We start from the raw sequence: 18,378 nt of genomic DNA on the forward strand, positions 1-18,378 counted from the left end.
CTTCCTCCAGAGTTCGAAGTCATAAGGTCATCATACAAATTTATGGCAAAAAGCTGGCTCGGGGTAAACACCGAGTTGCGACCGGGCGCCCGCCCGGCCGCAACTCGGTCAGTCTTTCTGACGGGCGCCCAGCTCGACGCCGGCCAGTTGCTCGGACAGGCGCGCGACGGCGGTGTGATCCTGGCCCTTGCCCAGCGTCTTGCCGGCCGAGGCCCACAGTTCGCGGCAGAGCGACGCGAACGGCGTGGGCGTGCCGGTATCGGTCGCGATGCCCAGCGCGATGCCCAGGTCCTTGACCATCAGGTCCAGGCCGAAGCCGGAATTGAACTGGCGCGACAGCACGAATTGCTTGAACTTCTTCTGGGTCGAATTGTTCATGCCGGTCGACGCATTGAGCACGTCGACGATGACGTTCGGATCCAGGCCAAACTGCTGCCCGATAAGCATGGCCTCGACCCCGATCAGGAAGCCGCCGGCCGACACCAGGTTGTTCAGCGCCTTCATGGCGTGGGCGCTGCCCACCTCACCCACGGGCGTGATCGTCGTGCCCATGCTCGACAGGGCCGGACGCACCCGCTCCAGCGTCGCCGCGGGTCCGCCGTACATGATGGCCAGCTCGCCCGTGCGGGCGCGCGGCACGCCGCCGGAAACCGGCGCGTCGACCATGACGCCCCCGGCGGCAGCCACCGCCTGCGCCAGGCGCTGTGTATGCGCCGGCACGCCGGAACTCATGTCCACGACGACGGCGCCCGGGCGCAAGCCCGCCAGCACGCCCTGCTCGCCGCCCAGCACCTGCTCGACGATCGCGCTGGTGGGCAGCATGGTGAAGATGATGTCGGACTGCGCCGCCAGTTCGGCGCAGGTGGCGGCGGCCTGGCCGCCCACTTCCTGGGCGAACTTCGCGGCCTGGCCCGGCACGGCGTCGAACACCGTGACCGCAAAGCCAGCCTGCACCAGGCGGGCCGCCATGGGCCAGCCCATGCTGCCGATGCCGATCAGGCCCACCCGCTCTTGCGGGGCGCTCATGCCTTGGACTCCTTGAAGGCGCCCTCTTCTTCCAGCACCTGGTTGGCGACCTTGAACGCGTCCAGCCCTGCAGGGATACCGCAGTAAACCGTGGCCTGCAGCAAGATCTCCTTGATCTCCTCGACCGTCACGCCATTGTTCAGCGCGCCCTTGACGTGCAGCTTGATCTCGGCCGGCCGGTTCAGCGCCGTCAGCATCGCCAGGTTGAGCATGCTGCGCGTCTTCTTTTCCAGCCCTGGACGGCCCCAGGTGTAGCCCCAGCACCACTCGGTGGTGATGTTCTGAAAGGCCATCATGAAGTCGTTGGCGCGGGCCAGGGAGCCGTCCACGTATTCAGTGCCCAGCACTTCGCGGCGCAGGTTCAGGCCTTGGTCGAACAGCGCCTGGGTTTCGGATTTGATGTCTGCCATGAGTTCCTCTTTGTGATGGGGTGACGGGCTGCGGATCAAGCTTCCGCCTGATCCATTTTGTCTGATTGTCAGTCAGTTTTCCGGAAATCGTCAATAGTCAGATTGTCAGACAATCTTCTTGACTGCTTAAAATTTGAGCACAATAATGTGCCGCAGAGCGCCGGGCCGGCAGCCTTGCGCCACACCCGAAAAAAGCCAGGAGACAGACATGACAAAACCCCAACAGGCCATGCGCCGCGGGCGCAGGGAATTCGTCGCTGGATTGGGCGCAGCCGCGCTGGCCGCCAGCTTGCCGGGCCGCGCGCTGGCCGCGCCGTCGGAAATCAACGTCGGCGTCATCCTGCCGTTGTCGGGCGCCAACGCCCAATTCGGCATCAACTCGCGGCAGGGGCTGGAACTGGCCGCCGACGAGATCAACGCGGCCGGCGGCATCAAAGCCATGGGTGGGGCCAGGCTCAAGCTGATCATCGCCGACGCCACCTCGCAACCGACCACCGCTGCCACGGTGGCGCAACGCCTGATCACGCAGAACCGCTGCGTGGCGATCATCGGCGCCTACGCCTCGTCGCTGACGCTGGCCATATCGGAAGTGACCGAACGCCGCGGCATCCCATTGCTCACCATGTCGTTCTCCGACGTGCTCACGGAACGCGGTTTCAAGCACATCTTCCAGGTGGTCTCCAAGGGCTCCGTGCTGGGCCGCGCACAGTACGACTATGCGGCGTCGGTCGTGGCGGGCGCCTCGGACATCAACAAGATCGCGCTGCTCTACGAAGACACCGCCTACGGAACCTCGCAGGCGGTCGGCGTGCGCAACGCCGCCAAGGCCGCGGGCACGCAGATTGTGCTGGACGAGGCCTACCCCCTGGGCATCACCGACGTCACGCCCCTGATCAGCAAACTGCGGGGATCGGATGCCCAGATCGTCTTCCCGATCTCCTACCTGAACGACAGCCTGCTGATCATCCGCGTGATGCGGCAGCAGCGCCTGACCGTGCCCATCGTGGGCGGCGCGGCGGGCTATGTCATTCCCGACTTCGCCAAGGCCCTGGGCCAGTATTCCGAGGCCGTGCTGTCGATAGCTCCGGCCAACTACGACCAGGCGCCCGAATACACCGAACGCTACCGCAAGCGCTTCGGGACCTTCATGCCGCACGAGGCGCTGGAGCACGCCGTGTGCGCGGGCGTGCTGGCCCAGGCGCTGGAAGTCGCCGCTTCCGACAAGCCGGAAGCGGTCTCCCAGGCCCTGCGCGCGCAGAAGTACGACCAGGGCTGGGCCGGCGTGATGTCGGGCGGCGGCGTGCATTTCGACGCCAGCGGCCTGAACACCATGGCGCAACCCATCATGGTCCAGTGGCAGAAAGGCGAACTGGTCTCGGTCTGGCCGCAGGCGCTGGCCAAGGGCCGCGTCATCGCGGCCTCCTGAGTCCGCGCGGAGAACGGTCATGCAATTCCTACAGGCATTGGTCGACGGCATTCTGCTGGGCGGGGTCTACGCGGTCATCTCCATCGGGCTCACGCTCGTCTTCGGAGTGGTCTCCATCGTCAACTTCGCCCAGGCGGAATTCCTGATGGTGGGCATGTTCGTGGCGTACTTCGCCTGGAAGCTGCTCGGGCTGGATCCCTTGCTGGGCTCGTTGCTGTCATTCGCGGTGGCCTTCGTGCTGGGCGTGCTGACGCAGAAGTACCTGATCAACCGGGTGCTGAAGGCGCCGGCGGTGGCGCAGATCTTCCTGACGGTGGGCCTGCTCATCGTCATGGAAAACCTGGCGCTGATCCTGTTCGGTTCCGAGTTCCGTTCGGTGCAGACGCCCTACCAGATGACGGCGCTGGCCGTAGGCCCCATCCTGCTCAGCGCGCCCTATCTGCTGGCCTTTGCGGTCGCATCGGTGGCGGGCCTGGCCCTGTGGTGGGTGTTGAAGAAAACCTGGTGGGGCATGGCGGTGCGCGCCACCGCCCAGGATCCCATGGCCGCCCGGTTGTCCGGCATTTCCACGCACCGCGTGCACCAGTTGGCGTTCGGGCTGGGCGTGGGCATGACGGCGTTGGGCGGCGGCATCATCCTGCCCTACCTGACCGCCTCGACCACGGTTGGCGCGCAGTTCAGCGTGCTGATGTTCACCGCGGTGGTGCTGGGAGGACTGGGCAGCGTGATAGGCGCGGTGGTGGGCGGCGTGGCGGTCGGCGTGATCCAGTCGCTGTCTTCGCTGGCACTGCCGATGCAGCTGCAAAACCTGGCGCTGTTCGCCATCTTCATCCTGGTGCTGGCCGTGCGCCCGGAAGGTCTTTTGAAAAGGGCGGGCTGATGGCTCAGAACCGACAAATCCTGTTGTGGGCGCTGCCGCTGGCGGCAGCCCTGATCGCGCCGTGGCTGATGGAAGACCAGGGCTACGGCATCCGCGTCATGACGCTGGTGCTGCTGTTCGCCGCCATGGGCCAATCCTGGAACATCGTAGGCGGACTGGCCAACCAGATCTCGCTGGGACACGCGGCCTTCTTCGGACTGGGCGCCTACACCTCGACCTTGCTGCTGATGCGCTACGGCATCTCGCCGTGGCTGGGCATCATCGCCGCCATGGCCGTCGCCGCGGCCGCGGGCGCGCTGCTCAGCCTGCCGACCATGCGCCTGCGCGGACACTACTTCGCGCTGGCCACGCTGGCCTTTGGCGAAGTGCTGCGTGCCATCGCCAACACCTGGGCCTCCGTAACGGGGGGCCCGGTGGGCGTGTCGATCCCGTTCTCGGAAGGCCTGGCACAGATGCAGTTCAAGTCCAGCATCCCGTACTACTACCTGATGCTGGGAGCCGCGGTAATCACCTCCATCGTGTTCGCGCTGATCAGCCGTTCACGCCTGGGCTACCGCTTGCGCGCGGTCAAGGCCAATCCGCAGGCCGCCGAGGTGATAGGCGTAAACACAGCCAGAACCCGCATCCTCGCGGCCGTCATCTCCGCCGCGCTGATGGGCGCCTGCGGCACGCTGTATGCGCAGTTCATCTACTTCTTCGACCCGGACACGGTCTTCTCGCTGGTCGGGATTTCGGTGCGCGTGGCGCTGATCTGCATTATCGGCGGCGTGGGCACCGTGACCGGTCCGCTGATCGGCGCGCTGGTCATCATCCCGCTGGAAGAAGTATTCAACGATTGGCTGTCGGGGCACACGGCGGGCGCGTCGCAGCTGGCTTTCGGGCTGATCCTCATCGCCATCATCCTGATCGAGCCGCGCGGCCTGTCGGCGCTGTGGACCCGGCTGCGCAACCTGACGCGAGGCCAGCATGCCTGACATCCTCAAGGTCTCCCATGTCCAGCGCCGTTTCGGCGGCCTGAAAGCCGTGGACGACGTGTCGTTCAACGTGGCCCGCGGCGACATCCTGGGCCTCATCGGCCCCAACGGCGCCGGCAAGACCACCCTATTCAACCTGCTCGTCGGGCTGTACCGCGGCAACGGCGGCCGGATCGAACTGGAAGGCCGCGACATCAGCGGCCTGCGGCCCCACCAGATCGCGGGGCTGGGCATGACCAAGACCTTCCAGAACGTGGCGCTGTTCCCCGAAATGACGGTGCTGGACAACGTGCTGGTCGGCGGACTGCTGCGACATGACGTGGGCCGGGCCCGCCGGCTCGCGTTGGACAACCTTGATCGGGTCGACTTGGCCGGCATCGCGCGCAAGCCCGCCGGCGAGCTTTCGTTTCCCGAGCAGGCGCGGGTGGAGCTGGCGCGCGCCCTGTGCACCGATCCCAAGGTGTTCCTGCTGGACGAGGTGATGGCGGCGCTGAACGAATCCGAAATGGACGCCCTGCTGGACCTGATCCGCACCCTGCGCGACGAATCCGGCATCACCTTCATCGTGGTGGAACACCATATGCGCGCCATCATGCGCTTATGCAACCGGATCCTGGTGCTGTCGTTCGGCCAGAAGATCGCCGAGGGCAGCCCGGCGCAGATCGCGGCCGATCCCACGGTGATCGAGGTCTACCTGGGCAAGTCGTTGGAACAGGTGGAGGTCCCGGCATGAGCCTGTTGCAGATCCAGGGGCTGACCGCCGCCTACGACCGCAGTCCGGTGCTGCGCGACATCACGCTGGATGTGCCCGCCGGCGGCTTCATCGCCGTGGTCGGGGCCAACACGGCTGGCAAGAGCACGCTGCTGCGCTGCATCTCCGGCCTGCTGGACAAGGTCGGCGGCAGCGTCAAGTTCGACGGACAGGAAATCCTGCGCCTGGCGCCGCACCGCATTCCCGAACTGGGCATCGCCCACGTGCCGGAAGGCCGTCACGTCTTTCCGGAAATGACGGTCGAGGAAAACCTGTACCTGGGCGGCTACACCCGCCGCCGCGACATGGCGGCAGTCAGGCGCGGCTGCGACAGGATCTACACACTGTTTCCACGGCTGCGGGAACGGCGCCGCCAGCAGGCCGGCACGCTTTCCGGCGGCGAACAGCAGATGGTGGCCTTCGGCCGCGCGCTGATGCTGGAACCCCGGCTGTTGCTGCTGGACGAGCCCAGCCACGGCCTAGCGCCCAAGATCGTCGAGGAGATGCACCAGGCCATGGTCGACATCCACCGCAGCGGCCTGACCATTCTGCTGGTGGAGCAGAACACGCGCCTGGCGCTGTCGGTGGCCGAGTACGCCTACGTGCTGCAGTCGGGCTCCCTGGTGCTGTCCGGTCCCAGCGGCGAACTGCTGGAAGACAGCCGCGTGCGCGCGGCCTACCTCGGACTGTAGCCATGGCCCGCCGACGGGATATATTGCGTCTTTACGTAGACACGGCGGTTCGCCGCGGCGCGGCCATGAGCCCCCGCCGACGCGCGGACTTGCCGCCAGGATAAGCGAGAGACAGCCATGGCCAGCCCGACAGGCGCGGTATTCGAGAAACCCGGCACCCTGCGCACCCGCGTGGAGGAATTCCTGCGCGCGTCCATCATGGACGGACGGATCAAGGGCGGGGAACGCCTGCGCGAACAAGAATTGTGCGATCAGCTCGGCATCAGCCGCAGCACCCTGCGCGAAGCGCTGCGCACGCTCGAAGCCGAACGCTTGATTTCCATCGAACCGCATCGCGGCCCCACCGTCGTGCGCATCACCGAAAAGGCCGCCCGCGACCTCTACGCCCTGCGCGCCCTGCTGGAAGGCTATGCCGCGCATGAATTCGCGCGGCTGGCGAGCGACCCCGACGTCGAGCGACTGCGCAAGGCGGTGGATGCCCTGCACCGCCAGGCCAAGGGCAGCAACAAGTCGGCCCTGCTGGCGGCCAAGCGCGATTTCTACGACGTGCTGCTGAGCGGCTGCGACAACGATCTGGTCAAGGACATGCTGCCGGGCCTGCTGTCGCGCATCAACCTGCTGCGCGCCACTTCGTTCGCGCGCGCTGACCGCCTGCCGGAAAGCATGGCCGAAATCGATCTGATCTTCGAGCGCATCCAGGCTCGGGACCCGCAAGGCGCGCAAAGCGCGGCGCAGAGCCATATCGTGAACGCGCAACGCACCGCGCTCGAAGTGCTCAAGCGCCAGCAACAGGAGACATCCGACAGTGAAGGCGATCGTCCAGAAACTAAAGGCCGGGGCAGCCCTGGCGCAGCAGGATAGCGAATTCATCTTGGCCGCCCGCGGCCTGCCCTGCGCCATCTGGCTGCAAGCAGGCCCCGGACCGGATGAAAAGATAGCGGCCTGGGCCGGCCAGCCCGCCGCCCCCTCGCAATGCATCGTCGTCAGCGCCCCTCCCGAAACCTGGCACAAGCTGCTCAGCGACGCCCCGCCCCCGGGCTACCACTCCTTTACCGCGGCCCGCCGCCAGGCACAGGGCCTGCGCGTCACCGGCGATGCGCTGGCCGTCGCCCAGGCCTTGCACCCGCTCGAACGGCTATTCGAGATCCTGCGCGGCCAACTCGCCGCCGCGCCCGAATTGCTGGACCGCAGCCCGATTACCGGCGCCTACGCCACCCTCGATATCGGCCCGGCCCGGACCTCCCTCTACTATGAAACCAGCGGGCTCGACGCCGGACCGCCGCTGCTGATGCTGCACACGGCGGGCGCGGATTCCCGCCAATACCATGCGCTGATGACCGACCCCGGGCTGCGCCGGCAATGGCGCATGATCGCCTTCGACATGCCCGGGCACGGCCGCAGCATGCCCTTGCCGGGCCAGGCCTGGACCGAAGAGGGCCTGTCCCGCGACGCCTATCTGCAGACCTGTCTCGCGGTGATCCGCCAGCTGGCGGGCGCGCCGGCCGTGCTGCTGGGCTGCTCGATGGGCGCGGCGATGGCGCTGGTGGTCGCCGCGCGCAGCCCCGCCGACGTGGCCGGCGTCGCCGCGCTGGAAGCGCCCTACAAGGCCGCAGGCCGGCGCACGCCGATGCTGTGCCATCCCCAGGTCAACCAGGCTGCGCACAATCCCGCCTACGTGCGCGGCCTGATGGGTCCGGCCGCCACCTTGCAGGCCCGGCGCGATGCGGCCTGGATCTACTCGCAGGGCGGCTTCAATGTCTACGCCAACGATCTCTGGTTCTACAGCGAAGACTTCGACGCCGCGACGCACCTGGCCGGCCTGAACGCCGACGCCTTCGGCATATCGCTGTTGACGGGCGCCTACGACTATTCAGCCAGCCCCGAGGATTCCCGCCGGGTGGCGGCCCTGATCCGCGGCGCGCGCTTTCAGGCCATGCCGGAACTGGGACATTTCCCCATGGTCGAGAACCCCCAACGCCTGCTGGACTATCTGCGGCCCGAGCTGGATCGCCTGCGCACTACCGGAGCCACCGCATGACGCTGCCCCGCTACGAAGTCTATGCCCTGCGCTACGCCACGGTGGCGCGCCGGCGCAGCCAGAACTTCATCACGCCCCCAGACCCGCACGACGGCCCGATGCCGATGGACTATTTCGTCTGGGTCATCCGCCATGGCGCACGCGTCTATCTCGTCGACACCGGATTCAATGAAGAGGCGGCCCGGGCGCGCGGCCGCGAGTTCCTGCGCTGCCCGATAGACGCGCTGGAAAAGCTGGGCATCGCGCCCGCCGACATCCGCGACGTCATCGTCACGCATCTGCACTACGACCATGCGGGCAACATCCGCAAGCTGCCGCACGCCCGCCTGCACCTCCAGGAAAGCGAGCTGCACTATGCCTGCGGCTGCAATATGCGCTTCGACATGCTGCGCCACGCCTACGCGGTCGAAGACGTGGTCGACGTGGTGCGCGGCGTGTACGACAAGCGCGTGGCGTTCTACCACGGCCACGACGAGATCGCGCCGGGCCTGCAACTGCTGCACATCGGCGGCCACACGCGCGGGCTGCAGGCCGTGCGCGTGCACACCGCGCGCGGCTGGATGGTGCTGGCCTCGGATGCCAGCCACTACTACGACAACATGGGGCGGGACGCGCCGTTTCCCATCGTCGACAACGTTGCCGACATGCTGGCGGGCTACGAGATCCTGCTGAAATTCGCGGAATCGCCGGACCATATCGTGCCGGGACACGATCCTCAGGTCAGGACGCGGTATCCGGGCCTGGCTGGCATGGGCACCGAAGTAGTGGCACTGCATCTGGGCCACGCCAGCAATCCTTCTTGAGCGCGATCGCTTCAGCCGAGGCTGCCGGACAAACTCACAAATCCAGCGGCCGCATCGCCTCGTCCACATCTTCGGACGACAGGTCCTGCACGATCAGGACCATGGCCCCCTTCTGCCACACCCCTTCCGGCACGGTGACGGGCTCGGGCGTTGCAAATACGTGCCGCACGCCGTGCACCGCGCGCAAGGTGCCGTCCGTCCAGCGCAGCAAGCCTTTGGCGCGCAGCAGGCGGTCACCGATATGCCGCTGCATGTGCCGGGTCCAGCGCGCATAGTCTTCCCAACCCACCGGCCGGCTCTGCGGGAAGGCGTAGGACACGATGCCATAGCGCAGCACATGCGCCAGCGGCCCTGCGGCGAGCGGCGCCGCGGCCGTCAGCACGGCTGCGTCCAGATGCTCGGGCCGCAGTCCATCAAACAGCGCAGGCGCATCCTCATCCACGGTATCCGGCGACACCGCGCGGATGGGTGCGCTGGCGTTATAGCCGCGCAACGCAGACCGTAGCGCCTCTATGGCGGCCTCATCGGCCAGATCGGTCTTGGTCAGCGCAATTCGGTCGGCGATGGCGATCTGGGTGCTGGCTTCGCGATAGGCGTCCAGCGTCACCATGCCATGCAGCGCATCGGCCGTCGCCACCACGCCGCCGAAACGGTAATGGCGGGCGATCAGCGGATCCGCCGCCAGCGTGTTGATGACCGGGCAGGGATCCGCCAACCCGGACGTTTCGACCACCACCCGCGTAAAGGCGGGAATCTCCCCGCGCTGGCGCCGGTAATAGAGCGACTCCAGCGTGTCCTGCAGCGAACTGGTGGCCGCGCAGCACAGGCAGCCCGAATCCAGCAACACCACGTCGCTGTCGTCGGCGCGGCCCACCAGCATGTGGTCCAGGCCGATCTCGCCGAACTCGTTGATGATCACTGCCGTGTCGGCAAAGCGCGGGCTGCGCACCAGACGCGACAGCAGCGTGGTCTTGCCGCTGCCCAGGAAGCCCGTCAGCAAATAGACCGGCAGCGGTCCGGCGGCAGTCACGGCCATGACGCGCGCTCCCTGCCGCGCTTCAGGCCTGGTCCGCGCCAGCAGGCGCGGGCAGGTTGCGCAGGTAGTCCTGCACCTCGCGCGACGGAATCACGTCGGCGTACTTGCAGTTCAGGTCGAACAGGCTCATGGCATGGCTGGCCTGGAAGCGGTCGAACGCCGCCTCTTCGGGAATGATGACCTTGAAGTTGTACGAATAGGCGTCCACCGTGGTGGCGCGCAGGCATCCCGACGAGGTGCAGCCCACCAGGATCAGCGTGTCCACGTCCAGGAAGTTCAGGTGGCTCATGAAGATGGTGCCGAAGAAGCAGGACGGCTTCTGTTTGGTGATGCGGATGTCCTGCGGCCGCGGCGCCAGCGGCTCCACGGTCTGGGTGGCGTGGGTATTGGCCAGCACGGTCTTTTCGCCGCCGCGATGGTTCTTGCCCACCTGCACGCCGCTGTCCAGCAAGTCGGCGCGGCGGCCGCTTTCGGTGTAGAAGACCGGAATGTTCTTGTCGCGCGCCAGCTCCAGCAGCGGCACGATATGCGCGACCGCGTCCCAGGCTTCTCGGCCGCAGTGGGTGCGGTACTGCTTCAGGCCTTCCAGGATGTCTTCGGGCGTGTCGCCGCAGAAGTTGTATTGCACGTCGATGATGAACAGGGCCGGCCGCTTGCCGAAGCCGCCGCGCTTGCCGTAACCGGCCTGCGCCAGCACCTGCTTGTCGCGCTCGGTCAGAAAGTCGTCCCAGATTCGCTTGGTTTCGCTCATGGTAATGCCTGCCAGAAAGAGAGTAGGTTCAGTTCAAAGACGCTTGAGATAGCGGCCGCCCGGGTTGCTGCGCGCGGCATCGGTGATGCGGCCGTCCAGCGCCACGGTGCGCCCGCGCACCAGGGTGCGCACGGGCCAGCCCTTCAGGGTCATGCCCTCGTAGGGCGAATAATCGGAATTGGATTCGAGCGTGGCGGGATCGACGGTGCGCTCCAGGTCCGGGTCCACCAGCACCAGGTCGGCGTCCTTGCCGATCTCGATGCTGCCCTTGCCCGGCATGCGATAAATGCGGGCAGAGTTTTCGGTGCAGACCTTCATCAGGGTTTCCAGCGGCACGCCGCGGCGGTGGTAGCCCTCGTGCAGCAGGATCGGCAGCATCAGGCCGGTGCCGGGGAAGCCGTTGCTGGCAGCCCAGATGTCCGTGTCCTTGGTGGCGCGCTTGCGCGGCACGTGATCGGTGCCGATGGTGGTGATGGAACCGTCCAGCACGCCTTCCCACATGGCGTCCACATCGCCTTGCCCGCGCACCGGCGGGTTGACCTTGGCATAGGTCCCGGCAGGCGATTCGTCGTTCAGGAACAGGTAGTGCGGGCAGGTCTCGACGTAGATGGGCGGCGCGTCCGGCGTGCGGCGGTGGCGCCGCGCCTCGTCCAGCGCTTCGCGGCTGCTCAGGTGCACGATGTTGACCGCGGCGCCGGTCTTGGCGGCGAAGTAGCAGACGCGGTGTACGTTTTCCGCTTCCAGGAAGTCCGGGCTCTGTTCGTTCCAGGCCTTCAGGTCGTCGCGGCCCGCGGCTCGCAGCGGGTCCCGCAGGACCGGAATCACTTCGACGTTTTCGCAGTGCACGCCCATGATCGCGCCGGGGATCGCGGCGGTGGCGCGCAGCGCCGAATACAGCAGGCCGTCGTCAATGTCGGTAAAGCCCTTGGACAGGCCCGCCGCGCCCTTGTACATCATGTAGAGCTTGTAGGAATTCACATTGAAGCGGCGCGAGATTTCCTCCAGCGTCTCCACATGCAGATTGCTGGTGATGCCGAAATGGAAGCCGAAATCCACGCAGCTTTGCGACAGGGCGCGGTCACGCACCTTGTCAAAGGATTCACGGATGTCCGCCGAGCGATGAAACGACAACACACTGGTGGTGCCGCCCAGCGCGGCGAAGCGCGACTCGGTTTCGAAGTCGGTCTCGGGCGAGCCAAAGCCGAAATGCACGTGCGGATCGATCAGTCCCGGCAGTACCCACAGCCCTTGGCAATCGATGGTCTCGCGAGCTTCCAGCGGCGTACCCGGCTCGGCAATGATGGCGATGCGGCCATCGATGACGCCAAGCACGCCTTCGGTCAGGCCCTGCTGAGGCAAAAACAGTCTTGCATTGGTGAGTAGCAGATCCAGCATGATGTCGTGTGTCCTGAGTGATGCGCGTTGTCAGCAATGGGCCGCATCCGCGGCCTCCGTGTCGTTCAAGAAGCCGTTGAGGACGCTGGCCGGGATGCCGCCTTCCGCCATGAGCTTGCGTTCGGCGTGCGTGAGGACCTGGGCGTAGGCATGGAAGACGATGCGGCGCTCGCCGTCCTCGGCGATGACGGTGATGGGCTCGCCCTGGAGCACACCCTTGGCCACGTTCTCGAAGCGCAGGCTTTCCGCGCCGGTCAAACCCAGTTGGCGCCAGCCCTCGTCCGCCACGAACGCCAGCGGTAGCACGCCCATGCCCACCAGATTGGCGCGATGGATGCGCTCGAAGGATTCCGCGATCACGGCGCGCACGCCCAGCAGCGCCGAGCCCTTGGCGGCCCAGTCGCGGCTGCTGCCCATGCCGTAGTCCTTGCCTCCCAGGATCACGCTGGCCTCGCCTGCGGCGCGATACGCTTGCGCCGCGTCGACCACCGCCATGCGCCGGCCGCTGGGGTAATGGCGGGTCACGCCGCCTTCCACGCCGGGCACCATGGCGTTCTTGATGCGGATGTTGGCGAAGGTGGCGCGAGTCATCACATGGTGATTGCAGCGGCGCGCTACATAGGTGTTGAAATCGCGCGGCGTCACGCCCTTGTCGATCAGGTACGCGCCGGCCGGGGTGTCCGCCGGGATCTCGCCGCTGGGCGAGATATGGTCGGTCGTCAGCGAATCGCCGAACGCGGCCAGCACGCGGCCGCGCGTCAGGCTGGCTTCCAGGTCGGCCAGCGCATCGCGGCCAGGCTCGGTCTTGAAGAAAGGCGGCTCGACCAGGTATTGCGATTCCGGATCCCAGGGGAAGCGCAGTCCCGAGGGCGCCTGCAGGTCGCGCCAGATGGCGCTGTCCAGGCTGGCCGGGTCATAGACCTCGGCGAACAACGCCGGGTCCGCGGCCAGCGGCAGCAAGGCTGCGATCTCCTCCTGGCTGGGCCAGACATCGCGCAGATAGATGGGTACGCCATCGGCGCCCGGACCCAGTGGCTCATGTTCGAAATCCACATCGATCCTGCCGGCCAGCGCATACAGCACCACCATTGCAGGAGAGCCTATGTAGTTGGCGCGCAGCAGCTTGTGGATGCGCCCTTCGAAATTGCGGTTGCCGGACAGCACCGCGGCCGCCACCAGGCCGCCTTCGGCGATGGCATCGGCCGCCGTGGCATCCAGCGGGCCGGACTTGCCGCCGCAGGTCGTGCAGCCATAGCCGATCACGTGGAAACCTTGCGCCTGCAAAGGCGCCAGCAGGCCGGCCGATTCCAGATAGCGCGTTACGGCGCGCGAACCCGGCGCCAGCGAACGCTTGACCCAGACAGGCGGTGTCAGGCCCAGCGCCAGCGCCTTTTGCGCGACCAGGCCGGCTGCCAGCATCACGCTGGGATTGGAGGTATTGGTGCAGGAAGTGATAGCCGCCAGCGCCACGGAGCCGTGGCCCAGGGAGGCGCGGCTGGGCGGGTGCGCGGTCGCCGCCTCCACGCCGAATCCGCCTTCGGCCAGCGACATGTTCAGACGACGGCGGAAGTCCGCCGCGACGTCGCCCACGTCCATGCGGTCCTGCGGCCGGCGCGGACCAGCCACGCTGGGGCGCGCCGCCGACAGGTCGATCTCTATCACCCGGCTATGGGCCGGTGCGGCTGCGCCGGCTTCGCGCCACAGGCTGTTGGCGCGCGCATAGGCTTCGATCAGCGCCAGCTGTTCCTCGCCCCGCCCGGTCATGCGGGCATAGTCCAGCGTGCGGGCGTCGATCGGGAAAAATCCGCAGGTGGCGCCGTACTCGGGCGCCATGTTGGCGATGGTGGCGCGTTCCGGCACGCCCAGCGCCTCTGCCGCGGGGCCGAAGAATTCGACCATGCAACCCACCACGCCCGCCGCGCGCAATTGCTGTGTGATCAGCAGGGCGGCGTCGGTGGTGAGCGCGGGCGCCTCGATGGCGCCGCGCAGCCGCACCCCCACTACCTCCGGAATCGGAAAGGTGTAGGCATGGCCCAGCAGTGCCGCCTCGGCGTCGATGCCGCCCACGCCCCAGCCCAGCACGCCCAAGGCGTTGACCATGGGGGTATGGGAGTCGCCGCCGATGACGAAATCGGGGTAGGCCCAGTCGCCATCCGGACGCGATTGGCGCGCGACCACCGGCGCCAGGTACTCCAGGTTGACCTGATGGATGATGCCGATGCCGGGCGTGATGACGCGCAGGCCCTGGTAGGCCTGCTGCGCCCACTTCAGGAACCGGTAGCGCTCGTCGTTGCGCTCGAATTCACGGCGCAGGTTGCGCTGCACCGCGCCCGCGTCGCCCCAATGGTCGACCTGCAGGGAGTGATCCACGATCAGGTCCACGGGAATCCGGGTGTCCACCCGCGCCGCGTCCCCGCCCGCCTGAGCCACTGCATCACGCAACGCCGCCAGGTCCTGCAGCACCGGCAGGCCGCTGGAATCGGGCAGGATCACCCGCGCCACATGCAGCGGCAAGTCGGCGCCGGGATGTTCGCGCCAATCCCAGAGCCTGCCGATTTCTTCTTCGGAAACGGCAGCGCCCCAGGCGCGGTGGCGCAGCAGGTTCTCCAGCAACACGCGGATGACATAGGGATACGCGGCGATGTCGCGGCCCGCCACAAGGGCGGCAGCGGACAGGTCCGCGTAGCGCAGCGTCCTGCCGCAACAGGAGAAAGACTGGATCATGGCAGCGGTAATCGGGAAAATCTCAACTGGGTCCATCTTACGGCTTGCGAAACAATAGTGTCAACACTACAGCAGAGACACGGGACAGAAAAGACTAACCAAAAACAGTTCCGTGGAGTTCTGACGCAAGTGTAGATAGATTAATCCTCCATTCAGACCCAGGGATAACCCGTAAATTTCTCGGTAAAATAGATAAATTATCCGTATAGGCCAGGCAAACCTGGCTTACGCCCATAACAATTCCAACTCCAAAAGAGTTGACACTTTTTAGACCTCTTTGATAGGCTGTCAACACTATGAACACCGTCACGACCTCCATCGCCATCAAGGAAGACGCCACCGGCCCGCTGGCCGACGTGGTCTTCGACCAGGTGCTGGATGCCATCTACCAAGGCCGGCTGGCCCCGGGCAGCGTCATCAATGAAGTCGCGCTGGCCCAGGAATTCGGCGTCAGCCGCGGCCCGGTGCGGGAGGCGGTGCGCCGCCTGCAAGGGATCCAGCTGATCACGCGCGAGCCCTATATCAAGGCGCGCGTGGTGACGCTATCGGCGGAGTCCGCGCTGGAACTGTTCCAAATGCGCATGGCGCTGGAAGGCGTGGCCTGCAACCTGGCCACCCGCCGCATGAGCGATGCGGAAATCGCGCAGTTGCTGGTCGAGCTGGAGCAGGATCGCCAGCGCCGCCTGGAGGCCGCCAATGGCGGCGCCGCGGCGCCGCGTGTCTTCGACTTCCATGAGCGCATCGTGCGCGCCAGTGGCAACAACCGCATCATCAACGCCCTTTGCGGCGACCTCTATCACCTGCTGCGCGTCTACCGCCGGCACTCCGGCACGGTGCTGGAGCGCAAGGACGACGCCTACGCCGAGCACTGGCAAATCCTGCGCGCAATCCGCGCGCGCGACGCCGAACTGGCGGAATCGCTGATGCGCTCGCACATCGAACGCGCGGCGCAACACCTTTTTGAACATCTGGCGGAAGGAGCGTCCGGCATCGCCGGGCACCCCGTCTCCGCTGCCTGACACTCTTTGGAGCAGTACGACATGAACAACCCGCGCCACCAGTTCCGGCAATTGCTGAAGAACGAACCCTTCATCGTCTCCCCCGGTGTGTACGATGGATACAGCATCCGCCTGGTCGAAGCCGCGGGTTTCAAGACCGCCTGCACCAGCGGCGCGGCCGTGTCGAACGCATTGCTGGGCATCGCCGATATCGGCGTGATGGGGCTGTCGGAAAACGTCACCCACTGCCGCCACCTGGCGCGCTCCGTCTCCATCCCCCTCACGGCCGACGCCGACACCGGCTATGGCAACCCCGTGAACGTCTATCACACGGTGCAGATGTTCGAGGAAGCCGGCGTCGCCGGCATCAACCTGGAAGACCAGGTCAGCCCCAAGCGCTGCGGCCACATGCCCGGCAAGGACGTGGTGAGCGAGGCGGAAATGGTCAAGAAGATCGAGGCCGCCTGCCTGGCGCGGCGCGACGATGACTTCGTCATCATCGCTCGCACCGACTCCCTCGCGATCGAAGGCATCGAAGGCGCGGTCAAGCGCGCCCGCGCCTATGCCCGCGCCGGCGCCGACATGCTGTTCCCCGACGCCGTGCGCACCGAAGACGACATCAAGCGCCTGGTGGACGCCGCCGGCATCCCGGTCAGCGTCAACATGGGGTTCGGCATCCGCAACCGCCCCACCACGCCCCTGATCCCCCTGCCGCGCCTGAAGGAAATCGGCGTCAAGCGCATCAGCCTGCCGCGCATGCTGCCGGCCGCCGCCATATATGGCATGCGACAGGCGCTGCAAGTGATGCAGGGCGTGATCGCCAGCGGTGAACCCGCCGACCGCCCCGACCTGCTGGTGGGCATCGAAGACATCATGCAGTTGATGGGCTACGAGCAGATGCGCGCCATGGAAAAGCGCCTGACGACGCTGGCCGACTGAGTACCTCGCCATGACTGAGCGGAATGCGCAGGCGCATTGCGTCCTGACGGGTTCATCGTCCGGCATCGGCCTGGCGTTGGCCGAACTGCTGCTGGCGTCCGGCTGGCGGGTGACGGGCGTGGACATCGCGCCTGCCGCCATCCTGGACCATGGGCAGTATCGCCATCTGCGTTGCGATCTGGCCGACGCCACCGCGCTGCGCGGCCTGTGCGCCCTGCTGGACGACTGCGCCCCGACCGCGCTGGCGCATTGCGCCGGCGTGGTGCGCACCGGCGGCGCGCTGGATACGCGCCCGGAAGACACGGAATTGCTGTGGCAGCTGCACGGGGCCGCGCCGATGGCGCTGGTCCGCGCGCTGGCGCCGCAACTGCCGGACGGCCGCGGCCGCATCGCACTGGTGTCCAGCCGCGCCGTGCTGGGACGCGCGCAGCGCCTGGCCTATGCCGCGACCAAGTCCGCGCAGATAGGCCTGGCGCGCAGCCTGGCGGCCGAACTCATCGGCCGCGGCATTACCGTCAACGTGATCGCGCCTGGCGCGGTCGATACCCCGATGCTGCACGACCCGCAGCGCGGCGCGCCGCCGCGGGTCGATCTGCCCCTGGGACGCCTGATCGAAGCGCGCGAAGTCGCCGCGGCCATCGCCTTCTTCCTGGGCGAGCAGGCCGGCGCCATCACCGGACAGACGCTTTATGTCTGCGGCGGCGCCTCGCTGGGAACGATGCCGCTATGACGACGACAGCCACACCCGCACTGGATGGCAAGACCGTGATCGTGACCGGCGCGGCCGGCGGACTGGGCCAGGCGATCGTCGCGCACTGCCTGCTTGCCGGCGCCCGCGTGGCCTTGCTGGACCGGGATCTGGAATCGCTCGCGCAATGCCGCCAGACACTGGGCGCGCCGGATGCCCGCGTGCTGACGCGCGTCTGCGACGTGACCGATGCGGACGCCACCCGCGCCGCAATCGAACATGCCGCCGCGCACTGGGGCGCCATCCACGCTCTGGTGAACAACGCCGCCACCGTCACGCCGGGCAACAAGGTCGCGGACTTGACGCTGGAACATTGGCGACAGGCGCTGGACGTGAACCTGACCGGCGCGTGGCTGATGAGCAAGTACGCCATCCCTCACATGGCGCGGGCCGGCGGCGGCGTGGTGCTGAACATCGCGTCGCAGCTGGGCAGCGTGGCCGCGCCAGGCCGCGGCGCCTATGGCGCCAGCAAGGCCGGCCTGATCGCGCTGGCACGCGCCATCGCGGTGGACCATGCGGCCGACGGCATCCGCGGCCTGAGCCTTTCTCCAGGCGCGGTGCTCACCAGCCGGTTGGTCGCGCGCTACGGCAGCGCGCAAGCCGCCAGCGCCGCGCTGTCGGCCAAGTATCCCGCCGGACGCCTCGGCACCACCGACGAAATCGCGCAAACAGCAGTTTTCCTGATCAGCGATGCCGCTTCGTTCATCACGGGCGCGGACATACGCGCGGACGGCGGATACACCGCGCTCTAGCGCAGCCGCCGCCAACTTCACGCAAGGCTTACATC

At 66.9% G+C, this 18,378-nt stretch carries 18 protein-coding genes; 12 read left to right on the plus strand and 6 right to left on the minus strand.

Annotated features, from left to right (window positions below; all coding sequences use genetic code 11):
• Positions 1 to 108: 108 nt before the first annotated feature.
• Both AXYL_RS29700 and AXYL_RS29705 read right to left on the minus strand, forming a co-directional pair.
• On the minus strand, positions 109 to 1,026 hold the full coding sequence (locus tag AXYL_RS29700) for an NAD(P)-dependent oxidoreductase (protein ID WP_013396589.1): 918 nt from the start codon (positions 1,024 to 1,026) through the stop codon (positions 109 to 111).
• On the minus strand, positions 1,023 to 1,436 hold the full coding sequence (locus tag AXYL_RS29705; RefSeq protein WP_013396590.1) for a carboxymuconolactone decarboxylase family protein: 414 nt from the start codon (positions 1,434 to 1,436) through the stop codon (positions 1,023 to 1,025). The genes AXYL_RS29700 and AXYL_RS29705 overlap by 4 nt, the downstream gene beginning before the upstream one ends.
• A gap of 208 nt (positions 1,437 to 1,644) precedes the next feature.
• Here AXYL_RS29705 and AXYL_RS29710 point away from each other — a divergent pair, with 208 nt between their 5' ends.
• The 8 genes from AXYL_RS29710 to AXYL_RS29745 all read left to right on the plus strand — a co-directional run bounded on the left by AXYL_RS29710 (position 1,645) and on the right by AXYL_RS29745 (position 9,000).
• Entirely contained in the window at positions 1,645 to 2,862 is a 1,218-nt protein-coding gene (locus tag AXYL_RS29710; RefSeq protein WP_013396591.1) for an ABC transporter substrate-binding protein, read from the plus strand.
• A gap of 19 nt (positions 2,863 to 2,881) precedes the next feature.
• Positions 2,882 to 3,742 (plus strand): branched-chain amino acid ABC transporter permease, encoded by an 861-nt coding sequence (locus AXYL_RS29715; protein ID WP_013396592.1) that lies wholly within the window; start codon positions 2,882 to 2,884, stop codon positions 3,740 to 3,742.
• Positions 3,742 to 4,716: a branched-chain amino acid ABC transporter permease gene (locus AXYL_RS29720; RefSeq protein ID WP_013396593.1), complete on the plus strand. Its 975-nt coding sequence runs from the start codon at positions 3,742 to 3,744 to the stop codon at positions 4,714 to 4,716. Before AXYL_RS29715 ends, AXYL_RS29720 begins: the two co-directional genes overlap by 1 nt.
• Entirely contained in the window at positions 4,709 to 5,449 is a 741-nt protein-coding gene (locus AXYL_RS29725; protein WP_013396594.1) for an ABC transporter ATP-binding protein, read from the plus strand. The genes AXYL_RS29720 and AXYL_RS29725 overlap by 8 nt, the downstream gene beginning before the upstream one ends.
• On the plus strand, positions 5,446 to 6,159 hold the full coding sequence (locus AXYL_RS29730) for an ABC transporter ATP-binding protein (RefSeq protein ID WP_013396595.1): 714 nt from the start codon (positions 5,446 to 5,448) through the stop codon (positions 6,157 to 6,159). Before AXYL_RS29725 ends, AXYL_RS29730 begins: the two co-directional genes overlap by 4 nt.
• A 117-nt stretch (positions 6,160 to 6,276) precedes the next feature.
• Positions 6,277 to 7,020 (plus strand): GntR family transcriptional regulator, encoded by a 744-nt coding sequence (locus AXYL_RS29735; protein WP_013396596.1) that lies wholly within the window; start codon positions 6,277 to 6,279, stop codon positions 7,018 to 7,020.
• The gene (locus AXYL_RS29740) at positions 6,965 to 8,197 is read left to right on the plus strand and encodes an alpha/beta fold hydrolase (protein WP_013396597.1); all 1,233 of its coding nucleotides are present in this window, start codon (positions 6,965 to 6,967) and stop codon (positions 8,195 to 8,197) included. The genes AXYL_RS29735 and AXYL_RS29740 overlap by 56 nt, the downstream gene beginning before the upstream one ends.
• On the plus strand, positions 8,194 to 9,000 hold the full coding sequence (locus AXYL_RS29745; protein ID WP_013396598.1) for an N-acyl homoserine lactonase family protein: 807 nt from the start codon (positions 8,194 to 8,196) through the stop codon (positions 8,998 to 9,000). Before AXYL_RS29740 ends, AXYL_RS29745 begins: the two co-directional genes overlap by 4 nt.
• Before the next feature lie 34 nt (positions 9,001 to 9,034).
• Here AXYL_RS29745 and AXYL_RS29750 read toward each other — a convergent pair whose 3' ends face one another.
• From AXYL_RS29750 to acnA, 4 genes are read right to left on the minus strand one after another with little or no spacing between them, the layout of a single operon-like run.
• Positions 9,035 to 10,036: a CobW family GTP-binding protein gene (locus AXYL_RS29750; protein ID WP_013396599.1), complete on the minus strand. Its 1,002-nt coding sequence runs from the start codon at positions 10,034 to 10,036 to the stop codon at positions 9,035 to 9,037.
• A gap of 22 nt (positions 10,037 to 10,058) precedes the next feature.
• Positions 10,059 to 10,787, minus strand: a complete 729-nt coding sequence (locus tag AXYL_RS29755; RefSeq protein WP_013396600.1) for an isochorismatase family protein — start codon at positions 10,785 to 10,787, stop codon at positions 10,059 to 10,061.
• 33 nt (positions 10,788 to 10,820) lie between these two features.
• Positions 10,821 to 12,182: a dihydroorotase gene (locus AXYL_RS29760; protein WP_013396601.1), complete on the minus strand. Its 1,362-nt coding sequence runs from the start codon at positions 12,180 to 12,182 to the stop codon at positions 10,821 to 10,823.
• A gap of 30 nt (positions 12,183 to 12,212) precedes the next feature.
• Positions 12,213 to 14,906, minus strand: a complete 2,694-nt coding sequence (gene acnA, locus AXYL_RS29765; protein ID WP_013396602.1) for an aconitate hydratase AcnA — start codon at positions 14,904 to 14,906, stop codon at positions 12,213 to 12,215.
• A gap of 296 nt (positions 14,907 to 15,202) precedes the next feature.
• Here acnA and AXYL_RS29770 point away from each other — a divergent pair, with 296 nt between their 5' ends.
• The 4 genes from AXYL_RS29770 to AXYL_RS29785 are packed head-to-tail and all read left to right on the plus strand — an operon-like array spanning position 15,203 to position 18,343.
• Positions 15,203 to 15,925: a GntR family transcriptional regulator gene (locus AXYL_RS29770; protein WP_013396603.1), complete on the plus strand. Its 723-nt coding sequence runs from the start codon at positions 15,203 to 15,205 to the stop codon at positions 15,923 to 15,925.
• 21 nt (positions 15,926 to 15,946) lie between these two features.
• A complete protein-coding gene (locus AXYL_RS29775; protein WP_013396604.1) occupies positions 15,947 to 16,843 on the plus strand; it encodes an isocitrate lyase/PEP mutase family protein in 897 nt (298 codons plus the stop codon).
• A gap of 10 nt (positions 16,844 to 16,853) precedes the next feature.
• Positions 16,854 to 17,573: an SDR family NAD(P)-dependent oxidoreductase gene (locus AXYL_RS29780; RefSeq protein WP_013396605.1), complete on the plus strand. Its 720-nt coding sequence runs from the start codon at positions 16,854 to 16,856 to the stop codon at positions 17,571 to 17,573.
• The gene (locus tag AXYL_RS29785) at positions 17,570 to 18,343 is read left to right on the plus strand and encodes an SDR family NAD(P)-dependent oxidoreductase (RefSeq protein WP_013396606.1); all 774 of its coding nucleotides are present in this window, start codon (positions 17,570 to 17,572) and stop codon (positions 18,341 to 18,343) included. The genes AXYL_RS29780 and AXYL_RS29785 overlap by 4 nt, the downstream gene beginning before the upstream one ends.
• The last annotated feature ends 35 nt before the right edge of the window (positions 18,344 to 18,378 follow it).

Origin of the sequence: Achromobacter xylosoxidans A8, assembly GCF_000165835.1 — a bacterium.
In the GTDB taxonomy this organism is placed as follows: domain Bacteria; phylum Pseudomonadota; class Gammaproteobacteria; order Burkholderiales; family Burkholderiaceae_B; genus Achromobacter; species Achromobacter xylosoxidans_B.